A 13,423-nucleotide genomic window follows, 5' to 3' on the forward strand; every position below is an offset into this window, starting at 1 on the left:
CACCATATTTGGGAATTAAACCATCAAAACCTTTTTCATTATATTTTTTCAGCCAATTGAATCCAGTTTCTCTAGTAACACCCACAAATTCTGCTGCATGTGAAATAGGCTTTTTTTGCATTACCATTTTCAAAAAAATAGCCCGTTGATAAACCTTAACATCAATTTTAAGCCCAGAAATAATCTCATCCAACTCTTTAATCGACAAATGCTTTTCAATTTTAATTTTACTTTTCCCTGCCATAGAAGAATATCTGTAATTAATCAGTTAAATAAGTTTCGTAATTAACTATACATTGGCATATAAATTCGGATCAGTAAGATCAGTAGGGTGTTTGTTTACTGTAACTTCATGTGTCTGGGTAATATATCCTGGAGCACTTACTGAAACTTTGAATTTAGTGCCTTCAGTTGCACCAGGATAAATAAATTCCAGTTTGTATCCTTTGAATGCAGCGTCATATTTTTTGGTATAATTATTGATTTTTACACCATTACTATCTTTTAAGGTTATGCCGGGGTTGATAACATCGTCAGGATATTCATAATTTACTTTGACTCCGATAATGGGGTCAACAAGATCTTGTTCATTATTATTTTGTGTCGTTACTGGACCAGTATCATCATCAAGAGATTCTGTCTGGTCCATGTCCAGTCTGCCTTCACCACCGTTTGATGAATCTTCAGCTGCAACTGTTCCACAAAGAAGCAGTGCAAAAACAAATGTCATTATTAGTAAAATCACTTGTTTTCTAATATTTTCACCTCCTTTTTGTTTATGAGGGATGATAGTTACTTCTAATATTTAATACTTGTTATTACATTTTTATTATTACTAAATCGGCGAAATATAACGAATTTGTAATAATAACGGACTAAAATTAATACTATTTACATGAATTTACGTTGTTTTTTAATAAAATGAATTTTGAGTAATAATAATCAATAAATATGATAAATATGTGTTATTAACCAGATCTAATATGATTAAACTTATAATAAGATTTAATTTATGAATAAAATACAGTTAAGCAATATTTTACTAAAAAAACTTTATTATACTGTGTTTTTAAAAAAATTAAGGTAAATTAATGGGATATTTGATTAAAAATAATTATATCTGGTTGAAAAATGATCCGACGTGTTGTTATTACTTGAAATACAATAAATACTCTATAATTACATTAAAAACTTTTAAAAAGCATATAAAAATAATTAGAATACTTAAACTAATTTACAGTTTTCTGTAAATACAGATGTATTTTAACTTTTTGATCTAATACTTTAAAACCTGAAATTAATTCTTCAAAAGAAATATAATCAAATATCTTTAAGCATTAAGGACATTATTCCAGGCTTCTTTGTTTTTTCATCAGTCTGGCTACCGAATGCCATCATTCCAGAAGATGCTAAATATTCCCTGTTTACTCTGTTGGTTATTTCCTTAAATATAATTTTATATGCATCACAGTAGGGATCTACGCCACTTATTTCTGCTTTACCTGTTTTTTCATTAATTTTTAAAGCATTGTAAGGGCATCCGCCCCTGCAGAACCTCACATAAGAACATTTTTTACAGTTTTTGTCTACATAGTTTTTAAATTCCGCAAGCAGTTTTGCAGGTTCTGATTTTTGAAGCTCTTTTAGGGTAGGGTGATCTTCTACATTTCCCATGACATATTCAGGCATTCCAACAAAGCGATAACACGGATATATACTCCCATCAGGCCCTACAGCAAAAGTATCTCCCATGCAGTCTACAAATGTGCAAACAGTGCCCCTTCGAGTTAGAACACACTTGCAGAGATGGTCAATGTTCATAATTTCAATTTCATCCATGTTCTCCAGATACTTATCTAAAAGATAGATTAAGAGTTCTCCGTATTTTTGAGGATCAAGAGTCCATTTAGTGGGGTTTTCATTTCGAAGTGAGGGTAAAGCCGGATGTAATTTAAGAGTAAAGCCGTTTTCAAGGAAAAAATTAAAGATATCTTCTTTATAATCAATCGAATAAGATGTAAAGGTTGATATGAAGCTTACTTTTAAACCATGCGCTTTTGCAGTCTCATAACCTTTCATGGTTCTTTCATAGTACTTTTCTCCCCTTTGAAAGTCGTTTAGTTCCTGCGGGCCATCTATACTTGAGCCTATGGGAATATTATACTCTGCAAAAAGCTCTGCTAATTCATCAGTCATATTCCAGAGGTTAGTTTGGAGTGCAAAAGCTGGTTTAAGCCCTGTTAAACCCTTGCTTAAAAGAGGTAAAGTTTTCTTATAAAAATTATAGCCTGCTAAAAGAGGCTCGCCGCCGTGAAATGTAAATGTCACTGGATCTTCACGGAAATCTTTAAGCCAGTTAACAATTTCATGAACAGTTTCAATGTCCATTACAGGGGACCCCTCCTCAGAGCTCCAGCAGTAATTACACTTTGAAGGACATCCAAGAGTAGGAATTATCATTACGTGAAAAGCCATTAATACACCTTTTTTGATTTGAGGGCTGTCAAAAATCTTTGATTTTTGCAGAAGCTCCTTTAATCAGAAACAATAAAAATTATGGAGAATTTTAAAAGGTTTAGAATGTAACTATAATGTTACACCCATATCAAGCTGTTCAGTGAGCTCTTTGTATCTGTTGCGGATGGTTACTTCAGTTACACCTGCAATGTCTGCAACGTCTCTTTGAGTTTTTCTCTCACCAAGAAGTACAGATGCAATGTATAATGCTGCTGCTGCAACTCCTGTAGGACCTCTACCTGAAGTGAGGCCTTTTTTCATTGCTTTTTCTATTATTTCGATTGCCTTAGATTGTACTTCACCAGATAAGCTTAATTCACTTGCAAATCTTGGAACATAGTCCACTGGAGAAGTTGGTGGCAATTTAATGTTAAGTTCACGGGTTAAGAACCTGTAAGTTCTTCCAACTTCTTTTTTACTTACACGTGATACTTCTGCAATCTCATCAAGAGTTCTTGGAACGTTACATCTTCTGCATGCAGCGTATAGCGATGCTGCAACGACTCCTTCAATACTCCTTCCTCTGATGAGTTTATTTTCTACAGCACTTCTGTAGACGACTGACGCTGCTTCTCTCACACTTCTTGGTAAACCTAACCTTGATGAATCTCTATCAAGTTCACTTAAAGCAAACGCAAGGTTCCTTTCTGTGGCACCAGAGATCCTTATTTTCCTCTGCCATTTTCTTAAACGGTACCACTGGGCACGGTTTCTTGCAGGGATATCTCTACCATAGATGTCCTTATTCCTCCAGTCGATCATGGTACTTAGACCTTTATCGTGGATTGTATAGGTTATAGGGGCACCTACTCTTGTTCTTTTATCTCTTTGCTCATGGTCAAAGGCTCTCCATTCTGGCCCCATATCAACTAAATTATCATCTATAACCAGACCACATGCACCACAAACAATTTCTCCACGTTCGTGGTCATTAATGAGTTTGTCAGAATCGCATTCTGGACACTTCGTTTCAACCTTTTCGATTTCTGAAGCATCGTATTTCATTTTTTCTTTCGTTTTCTTCGCCCCCATTTTTTTAAAGGTTTTGATGATACAAACACTGCCTCTCCAACTCGTTTGTCAAGACTTTCAGTATTTTTTGCATATACTTTTACTGTGATATAAGGTTTTTTTGTGGGTCCAAAAATATCTTGAACAATTCCAATCTTTTTATTGTTCTCATTGAAAACAGAAAGACCAAAGCCCGGTGTAGTATCAGATCTAACGATGATTTTACCTTTGCTGGAGATATGCGAGATTTTTCCTAATTTTTTCATTTATCATCATACCGATAATTTTATATATTAATATATACTATTGAAAAGAAGTATATAAATGTTTCGATATTTTTAAATATTAAATATTAAGCTCAGGATAAAACTTTTTAAGATGAGGATTAATCATGCACGAATAAAACGTGCTTTATTTTCCTTATATTTTTTTCCATAATACAGCGTGGTTACAGCACCCAATAAAGTAGGCACGATATAGGTTACTAACCTATCCAGTAATGATACAGCAAGAACCACATCTGCAGGAACTCCAACTGGCAGGAAAAGAGCAATCATGGTACCTTCACGAATACCAAGAGCTCCAGGAAGTGTTGGGAGAATAGATACTAAAATAGATATTGTATAAATAATTATCATAGGTATAATGGGGGGATAATAACCAATTGCTCCAAATGTCAGGTAAAAGCGGAAATTATCAATTCCCCACATAGCAAATGAAATCAGTATTCCCATGATGAATGTTCTGTGATCCCTTAAAATTCCCTGAAAACCCATGGTGAAGGTTTCAATATATCCAATTAACTTTTCTTTTATGGAAGTAAAAGACGTTTCTCTGGAAGTCAATTTCTTGATAAATGGATAAATACGTTTTGCAATTGAAATAATAATTCTTGTTGACACTTCTTTACTGTAACCAACGTATATTATTAATCCAAAGAATACCATGGTTGTTATTATCATTATACTAACTATCAAACCAGGTAAAAATCCAATGTTCAATGTAAATATAAGGTAAGCTGCTAATGTGGACACCAGTACAAAAGGGAAGAATTCAAAAACCCTATCTGCAGTAGCAGAGGCAAAGGCAGTTTCAAATGGAACATCCTCAAATTTATTAAGAAGGTATGCACGCAAAGGTTCTCCTCCAGCGGCCCCGGGAGTAATGTTGTTTCCAAAAAGACTTGTAAACATCATTAAAATAAGCTGTTTAAATTCAGGCGCACTATGAAGCACTTCCAAAATCAGTTTCCATCTTAATGTCCATCCAAATATTATTGTAAATCCTAAAAACATGGTAAATACCATTAAATAAAGATTTGTTTGACTTAAAACGTTTACTATATCCTGTAAGCCCACAATAAAAGATACAATGAATATGAGGAATAAACTCATTGCAAAAGAAATTACAATCTTAACTTTGTGTTCTCTGATAAAATCTGTAGTGCTCTGCATGTTAACATCCTCAATAATTAAAAATGATTTTTCATTTTTTCTGATAAAAAAATTTTTATTTTAATTCAAGGATTGATGACAGTGAACTTCCCTTTTCAATCCTGGCAATAATTTGTTTCTCTTTATTTTTAATCTTTATTGCCTCATTTATTACCTTATTTAAAAGCTCTTTGGGTATGACTACTACTCCACATTCATCTCCAATGATAACATCTTGAGGATTGACAGCAACATCACCGCAATTAAGAGAAATACCGATTTTACCTTCTGCCTTTGGGTTTCCAGCATTGGGGACTATATTTTTAGAAAAAACAGGGTATTTCATTTCTTTAATTGCTTTAATATCCCTTACTGCACCGTAAATAATTGTAGCAACTATTCCTTTCTCCTTTGCAGTTTTAGAAGTTAATTCTCCCCAAACTGCCTTATCATCCCTATCAACACGGATGAAAACAATTTCACCTTTTTTTGCACTGTCTATTGCCTTTACACTTGTTCCCCAATCATCAGATGCAGTATCAGCTGTCACTGCTTTTCCAATTACTGTGGCATCAAATAAAGGTTTAATCCCATTTATTACTCCAGAGTTGCCTGTTAAATTGTTCAGCGCATCTGAAATCTGGGAAGATGTGATGTTTAAACGTTTAAGTCTATTAAATTCAGTTTTTGAAAATGTTTTTAAGAAACTTTCAGGTGAAAGTTTCCCTTTATAATTCATAAATTACCAGTCCCTGTGAAATTATATTGGAATTCAATAAAAAGTATTGAATTAATAATTTATTTCATATTTAACCTTGTCTTTTGCAGATGGTCAGTATTTATTGATATTAATCCATAAGTATTTAAAAGTATAGTTTTAAACTTCTAAAATTATTTAAATGCTGTTTTTATAAATCAACTTAAATATTTCACCTTAAATGAATGAGTCATTATCTTGAAGTTGAAGGCTTGATAAAAAGTTCGTAAAAATCTTTAAAAGGCTTCATAAATCTTCATAAACATTCCACAGTCTTTCATACGGCATATTTTCATTCACTGAAACAGGAGCATATGCATGAGTATGACAATTAAAATTAAATCATAATTATTAATTAATTAATATTATTTTTGGGAGTTATTACATTTTATATATGTTCAATTATTTATATAAGATAGAGCATATTATCTTATAGATACTATTTGAAATTTCATAGGGCTTATCATGAGTTTTAGAAGATTATCTCGTATTGTTGAAGAGCTATCATTTCGTGTAGGACAGGGAACACCAATTCTTATCGAAGGGAAGAAAGATGAAAAAGCATTAAGAGAATTAGGTATCAGTGGAAATATAATTAAAGTTTCTGGTTCTGGCCTTAAACTCTTTGAAATTGCTGAGATGGCAGTTGAATCATCTAAAGAAGTCATTATATTGACAGATTTTGATAAAAAAGGCAATATACTTGCTAAAAAATTGTCAAAAGACATACAGAACCTTGGCTCTCATCCTGATCTTAATATTAGAAAAAAAATAATGAAAATTACTGGAAGATATATTAAAGATATAGAAAGTCTTCCAAAACATTTAAAACAACTTGAACTTGAAATAAATCCTTATGGTAACTATCTATAATTATTATCAAAGGATTATCTGTTTAATGGAAAGCCCATTCACCTGTGATGCCAATATCACCAAAAGTATCTACTTAACAAAGGAGGCCCATTTATGGGAAAAGGCGAAGAAATAACTACAACTAAATATCTCATTCATGCTCAAATTAACGCTAATGGTATTGTAGAAAAGCCCGATGTCGTAGGTGCCATTTTTGGACAGACAGAAGGTCTATTAAGCAATGATCTGGATTTAAGAGAATTACAAAAAACTGGAAGAATAGGCAGAATCAAAGTGAATATTAACTCCAGAGGAGGACGTTCAAAAGGCGAAATAATCATTCCATCCAGCCTTGACCGTGTAGAAACTGCCATTCTTGCAGCGTCACTGGAAACTATAAACCGCGTGGGACCCTGCGAGGCATATATACAGGTTTCTAAAGTAGAAGATGTGAGGGCAGTAAAAAGAAGGAAGGTTGTAGACAGAGCAAAGGAGTTATACAAAGTAATGATGGAAGAAGTAACTCCTGAAAGCCTGAAAATGATAGAAGAAGTTAAAGAAGCCATGAGAATTCACGAAATAACTGAATTTGGTGATGAAAGACTTCCTGCAGGCCCAAATGTATCAACATCCGACGCAATACTTGTTGTTGAAGGAAGGGCTGATGTTTTAAACCTGCTTAGATATGGCGTTAAAAACGCCATTGCAGTTGAGGGAGTAAGTGTTCCTAAAACTGTTGCCGAATTAACCAAAAGCAAAACTGTTACTGCGTTTGTAGACGGTGACCGTGGTGGGGAACTTATATTAAAAGAATTATTACAGGTTGGTGAAGTGGATTATGTCACCAGAGCTCCAAGAGGGAAAGAAGTGGAAGATCTAGAAAAAGAAGAAGTTATGGTGGCTTTAAGGGATAAAATCCCTGTTGAACAGATGTACCACGATCTGGGGGTCAAAGTTGAGAAAATTGAAGTAAAGGAAAAAGAAAAGGTTGAAGACAAGGTCAAAGTTATGAAAAATATTCTCAAAGAATTAGAAGGCACTGGAAATGCAGAAATCTTTGACGATGCCTTAAACATCCTTAAAGAAGTTAAAGTAGAAAATCTCTATGATGAACTTAAAAATATTGATAACCACACCTATGCTGTGGTATTTGATGGCGTTATCAGCCAGAGGTTAATCGATATTGCCAAAGAAAAAGGGCTTAAACATATAGTTGCAGTAAAAATGAGTGATGTGGTTAAAAAGCCCAATACTATTAAAGTAATAACAAGATAAAGCGTTTTTCCACCTCTGGTGGATCTTTTATTATTTCAAATTTGTTATTCAAATTCAAACTCATCATAATTACGTTTAGGGGTGTTCAAATGTATGTTAACATGAAAAAGGAGTTTTTAAAAGATATAAAAACTACAAAAGATATTCTAATACCAAAAGACCCTCTAAGTAGAGTAATAGGGCATGATGATGTTATAGAATTCGTTAAAATAGCTGTTAAACAAAGGAGAAATCTGTTACTTGTAGGGCCCCCGGGAATTGGTAAATCATTGATAGCACAGGCAATTTCTTTTCACTTACATAAACCAAATGAAGAAATCACCGTAGTTCATAATCCCGAAAGACCAGAAAGGCCTTTTGTAGAAATAAAAACCCGTAAAGAAATAAAAAGCGAAAAAATGGAGCTTCAAATGGCAGAAGGAGATGTTGTAAATGCATATGAAGTTCCTGAGGCGGTTGCAGAGAGATTAGGATTTAGATGCGTCCACTGCGGCAACTATAACAGCGCTTACCAGAGCATATGTCCAGACTGCAGTGGAGATAAGTTTTCCCATATCAATGCCAGACGAAAACATTTAGGCGACCTTCTAGGTATGTTTGAAATGAACAGCGGCCCTGTAAGTTTTCCACAAGAAAGAGTAACAACAACAAGGGTTAAAGACGGAAAAGAAGAAGTTGTTATATATGAAAGAATCGACAGCGATAAAATTAAAGTACTTAATCAAAACGCCCTCGAAAAACGGCGCCAAATTGTTGATGAAAAGCCTAAAAACATTATTGTTCCATTAAAACGTAAATTATTTATCCAGGCAACTGGTGCAAGTGAAACTGAGCTTTTAGGTGATGTAAGACATGATCCTTATGGAGGACACCCTGATTTAGGAACACAACCATATGAAAGAGTTGTTCCCGGAGCAATACACGAAGCTCACGAAGGAGTTCTTTTCATAGATGAAATAGTGCATATAGCAGGATTACAGCGCTATATTTTAAGTGCTATGCAGGATAAAGTATTTCCCATAATTGGGAGAAACCCTCAAAGTGCTGGAAGTTCTGTTAAAGTTGAAGATGTTCCATGTGACTTTATTTTTGTAGGAGCATGCAACATAAGAGATATACAGTATATACTACCTCCCTTACGTTCAAGGATACAGGGTGAAGGATATGAAATTCTCATGAGGACAACAATGCCAGATAACGATGAAAACGTTGCAAAACTGACCCAATTCGTTGCCCAGGAAATTCAAATGGATGGTAAAATACCTCATGCAACAAGAGGTGCAGTAGAACTTTTAATTGATGAAGCAAGAAAGCGAGCAAAAGTTATTGACGATAAAAAGGATTCACTAACCCTTAGATTAAGAGATCTTGGAGGAGTAATAAGAATGGCCGGAGACGTGGCGGCAATGGAAGGAGCGGAATTTATAATGGAAAAACATATGAATTTTGCTATTAATAACGCCATATCTATTGAAGATCAGATTATTAAAAGATATAACAGTTTTGAAAACGCTTTGCAGAAAGATCTCTCCAGTTCCCAGAATATGAGCAATGGAAAACACGGCCTACCCAATGAAAATGTTGACAGAAGTTATATGTAAAAGATTAAAGTTCACCTAATTACATTAAATATAAACAATACAATATAACTGATACAATGAACCAATACTCTAAGCATATGAAAAGAAATAGAGATGTAATTTCAACAAACTATGGAAACAATGCTACCGAAGGAAACAGTTATATTGTACAGGAATTGCAAATCAGAGATTTGCAAACTCGAAACGAAAAGCTTCGAGAATCTATTTTAGATACTTTTGATTTTCCAGAGATGATTGAAGATTATTTAATCGAACTTGAAATAAGAAATTACTCCAGAAATACCATAAAAACGTACAAATCAATAGTGATTAATTTCTATAATTTTTTACTTCAAGAAAAAAATCTTACTGACGATAGGAGAGTTTTAAGAGCATTTAAAAAGTATATTCAATTTTTAAAGCGTGATAAAGGAGTTTCTCAAAATTACATTTACCTGGTGACAGTTGTTTGTAAAAAATTCTTTGAGTTCGGCAGTATTTACATTTTAAATGAAGTTCAAACACCTAAAAGAACAAAATCACTCCCTAAACATTTAAATGAAAAAGAGGTTGAAAGTCTCATAAATGCCTTTGACAACGAATCAAACTGTAATAGCGAATATAAGAAGTTAGTGAACCTTCGAAACAAGGTTATTTTAGCATTACTTTATTCTTCCGGTCTAAGAGTATCTGAACTTGTTACATTGGAGACAGATAACATAGATTTACACGAGAGAACAATGCGAATACGTGGAAAAGGTGAAAAAGACCGTATTGTGCTTTTTGATGATGAAACAAAGGTTTTAATTGAAGATTACATCGATAAAAAATCCGTTAATGACGAATACCTTTTTGTTAATCGATCTGGAAACCATTTAACACCAAGATATATTCAGATGATGATAAAATTCCATGCAGAAAAAGCAGGGATTAAAAAGAAGGTTACACCACATATTTTACGCCATTCATTTGCCACACATCTTTTAAAAAACGGTGTTGATATTAGAGCTATTCAACAGCTTTTAGGGCATTCAAACCTTTCTACTACTCAAATTTACACCAGCGTGGATATGCGGACGCTGAAAAGTGTGTATGACCGTGCTAAACTAATTTAAATTTTTATTTCAAATTACGAAGATGCATAGAACCAAAATTTTTTTAAATTGAGATGTGTCCAGTTAAACTGAATTAGTGTCAGTAAAAATAAAGTATTTATAATATTTTAATCTAATCACTAAAGGACATGAAGTTGAAACCAAAATTTTTCATGATTATTTTAACTAAATGAAAGTTCATTCTAATATCTTTAATTCAGGAGGATACAAAATGGAAATACCGGAAATACCCGTTGTTGATAATTATTATAAAAAGAGGTTCGCTTTTTTTAAATGGAGCAGGGAACTATCTTTAACAAATAAAGTGATTTTAGCCTTCTTTATGGCATGTATTACTGGAATTTGTGCCCAGATAATTATACCTCTCCCATGGACTCCTGTACCCGTAACAGGACAAACTTTTGCCGTTTTAATGGCGGGAGTTGTTCTTGGAAGATACTGGGGTGGAATGAGTCAGGTGATGTATGTTGCAATAGGTTTAGCAGGTGTTCCATGGTTTGCAGGAATGACTGGAGGTTATAACATAATATTTGGAGCTACAACAGGTTATTTAATAGGTTTCATATTAACTGCGCTTTTTTTAGGTCACTTTACCGATAAATATATTAAAGCACGAAGTTTCACACCAATGTTAGGACTGATGCTCCTTGCAAACTTCGCAATTATATATATTCCAGGTTTAATTGGTTTATGTGCCTTTTTATACTTCGTTAAAGGTGCAGTACCTTCAATATGGGCATTACTTGTAATGGGGCTTCTTCCATTTGTTATTGGGGATTTAATTAAAATTATATGTGCAGCAGGACTAACTAAAGCTATTACACCAAAAGAACCATACACCTACGAAGTGGGCGCTAAACAATAAACTTGTAAGCAAATACAATCAGTATACCTCTGATTTGGTAAAATAAGGAAGACTATCAATGAAAAGATCATACCACATTGCACTAATAATTTTACTGGTAATAATATCTATGATTTGTATCTTTGTTCCGCCGTTAAATAATTTTCCTGCAAGAATTGTTCCTGTGATGCTTTTACTGTTCTTACCTGGTTTTGCCTTATCAACAGTATTTTATTTTGAAAACGTCAAATTAACCAGAAAAATTTTAATAAGCTTTATATTAAGTTTTTTCATAATTTTTATATTATCTTCTATCTTTAATTCCATGAAAATGGCATATGTAAATGCATTTTTAGTTATAGGGTTGATTACAATAATTATTGCCCTGACTGGTTGTATAATAAGACTTGAATCTCCAAAAAAATACAAAAAAAATTTTATTGTATGTGATAAATGTAATGGTTATTACAAACTCCAAAAAGGAGAATCTTTAGGTGATTTTGAGTTTTGTGAGTGCGGCGGCAAATTAAAATATGCTGATAGTATCCTTAAACCTGCTAAAAAGTCCAAACATAAGTTTAAATTTCTAAAAGAGACAGTATCATTAATTGTTATAGTCTCTTTGGCCGTTGTAGTTACAAGCGTTCCTGCATTAAGTAATACTATCTTAAGACCAATTTTTATATTGCCTTTATTATTCTTTTTACCTGGCTATTCACTTACAAAAGCCATATTCATGCAATTTTCTAAATTCAAACTGATTTTATCAAGCATTATCTGGAGTATTTTAATTACATTTTTCTTAAGCTTAATCTTTAGTCTCAATACTCATGGAGCATCCTATTTAGGATGTATAATAATTCTATCCCTTATTACAATTGCTTTAAGTATTATTTCAGTTATTAGAAGGTCCAAATCCAAACAAATACCTGAAAACTATTTAAAGGAAAAAGCTCATTTTAAACCTAAAAGCAGATTATTAAAATTTGTGCCTTCAGACATATTAATGGTATGGTTAACCACCGTTCTATGCGTAATTTTCGTTTTAACTCCAATTTTGAATGATACTATCTTTAGAATTATCCTTGGACTTTTATTGATATTATTTATTCCCGGTTATTCATTAATAGCTGCATTGTTCCCTAAAAAAGATGATCTGGATGGTATTGAAAGAACTGCATTGAGTTTTGGTTTAAGTATAGCAGTAACTCCCTTAATTGGATTAATATTGAACTATACACCGTTTGGAATCCGATTGGCACCAATTTTAATATCACTTTCAGCATTTACTATTATTATAAGTATTATAGCTTATATAAGAAGATTAAAGCTTCCAGAAGATGAAAAATTCACCGTAGAATTTAAAAAATATTATACGGGTATAGTAAATTCATTTAAAGGAGAATCCAGAGGAAATAAAATATTATCAATTGTATTAATCGCTTCAATTATTATAGCAATTTCTACAACGCTATACATCATTGTAACTCCTAAAGAAGGCGAAAAGTTCACTGAATTCTATATTTTAGGGCCAAATGGTAAAGCAAGTGATTATCCAACAAATTTGACAGCTGGAGAAACTGGAAATGTAACCATTGGTGTTGTCAATCATGAATATGCTACAATTAATTACCAGATGATAATAAAATTGAATAATCAAACTATAAAAGAAGAGAATATCACCCTTTCCAGTAATGAAAAATATGAGACACCGTTTACATTTAATGCATCAAGATCTGGTGAAAAACAAAAATTAGAATTCCTGCTCTATAAACTACCCGATGATAATAATTCATATAGATCTCTTCATTTATGGATTGATGTTAATTAGTAATGTTTATTAGTAATATTTAACATCTAAAAGGGCATAAAAATTACTGTAATAACACAAATGACTCCTATAATAATTTTATATAATAAAATTAAATCTTAGAAAAGCAAAAATTAATATCATATAAATTCCTAAATTAAAAATATTAAAATAAATGCAAATAAATGTCTCTGAATAATGTGAAATAAATCACAAAATGAAGATAAAT

At 32.7% G+C, this 13,423-nt stretch carries 13 protein-coding genes; 6 read left to right on the forward strand and 7 right to left on the reverse strand.

All coding sequences use genetic code 11. The features are described 5' to 3' along the window. The 7 genes from PQ963_00405 to PQ963_00435 all read right to left on the reverse strand — a co-directional run. On the reverse strand, positions 1-244 hold a 244-nt coding region (locus PQ963_00405; GenBank protein ID MEN4028133.1), incomplete at its 3' end, for a helix-turn-helix domain-containing protein. A gap of 45 nt (positions 245-289) precedes the next feature. Next, positions 290-730: a hypothetical protein gene (locus PQ963_00410; protein ID MEN4028134.1), complete on the reverse strand. Its 441-nt coding sequence runs from the start codon at positions 728-730 to the stop codon at positions 290-292. A gap of 590 nt (positions 731-1,320) precedes the next feature. Continuing rightward, the gene (locus PQ963_00415) at positions 1,321-2,475 is read right to left on the reverse strand and encodes a TIGR04083 family peptide-modifying radical SAM enzyme (protein MEN4028135.1); all 1,155 of its coding nucleotides are present in this window, start codon (positions 2,473-2,475) and stop codon (positions 1,321-1,323) included. A 111-nt stretch (positions 2,476-2,586) separates the two neighbouring features. After that, on the reverse strand, positions 2,587-3,522 hold the full coding sequence (locus tag PQ963_00420) for a transcription initiation factor IIB (protein ID MEN4028136.1): 936 nt from the start codon (positions 3,520-3,522) through the stop codon (positions 2,587-2,589). After that, positions 3,519-3,794: a Gar1/Naf1 family protein gene (locus PQ963_00425; GenBank protein MEN4028137.1), complete on the reverse strand. Its 276-nt coding sequence runs from the start codon at positions 3,792-3,794 to the stop codon at positions 3,519-3,521. The genes PQ963_00420 and PQ963_00425 overlap by 4 nt, the downstream gene beginning before the upstream one ends. Positions 3,795-3,917: 123 nt before the next feature. After that, complete coding sequence (locus PQ963_00430) at positions 3,918-4,982, reverse strand: UPF0104 family protein (GenBank protein MEN4028138.1); 1,065 nt, start codon at positions 4,980-4,982, stop codon at positions 3,918-3,920. Positions 4,983-5,037: 55 nt separating this feature from the next. Next, entirely contained in the window at positions 5,038-5,700 is a 663-nt protein-coding gene (locus PQ963_00435; protein MEN4028139.1) for an RraA family protein, read from the reverse strand. Between the two features lie 483 nt (positions 5,701-6,183). Between PQ963_00435 and PQ963_00440 the strand changes: the two genes are divergently transcribed. The 6 genes from PQ963_00440 (at position 6,184) to PQ963_00465 (ending at position 13,215) form a co-directional block, all read left to right on the forward strand. Next, a complete protein-coding gene (locus PQ963_00440; protein MEN4028140.1) occupies positions 6,184-6,591 on the forward strand; it encodes a toprim domain-containing protein in 408 nt (135 codons plus the stop codon). A 93-nt stretch (positions 6,592-6,684) separates the two neighbouring features. Continuing rightward, the gene (gene dnaG / locus PQ963_00445) at positions 6,685-7,845 is read left to right on the forward strand and encodes a DNA primase DnaG (GenBank protein MEN4028141.1); all 1,161 of its coding nucleotides are present in this window, start codon (positions 6,685-6,687) and stop codon (positions 7,843-7,845) included. Between the two features lie 89 nt (positions 7,846-7,934). Continuing rightward, the gene (locus tag PQ963_00450; protein MEN4028142.1) at positions 7,935-9,446 is read left to right on the forward strand and encodes an ATP-binding protein; all 1,512 of its coding nucleotides are present in this window, start codon (positions 7,935-7,937) and stop codon (positions 9,444-9,446) included. Between the two features lie 230 nt (positions 9,447-9,676). Next, positions 9,677-10,540: a tyrosine-type recombinase/integrase gene (locus PQ963_00455; protein ID MEN4028143.1), complete on the forward strand. Its 864-nt coding sequence runs from the start codon at positions 9,677-9,679 to the stop codon at positions 10,538-10,540. 211 nt (positions 10,541-10,751) lie between these two features. Beyond that, a complete protein-coding gene (locus PQ963_00460; GenBank protein MEN4028144.1) occupies positions 10,752-11,405 on the forward strand; it encodes a biotin transporter BioY in 654 nt (217 codons plus the stop codon). A 58-nt stretch (positions 11,406-11,463) separates the two neighbouring features. Next, positions 11,464-13,215: a DUF1616 domain-containing protein gene (locus PQ963_00465; GenBank protein MEN4028145.1), complete on the forward strand. Its 1,752-nt coding sequence runs from the start codon at positions 11,464-11,466 to the stop codon at positions 13,213-13,215. Positions 13,216-13,423: the final 208 nt, after the last annotated feature.

This window comes from Methanobacterium sp. (assembly GCA_039666455.1).
Lineage (GTDB): Archaea > Methanobacteriota > Methanobacteria > Methanobacteriales > Methanobacteriaceae > Methanobacterium_D.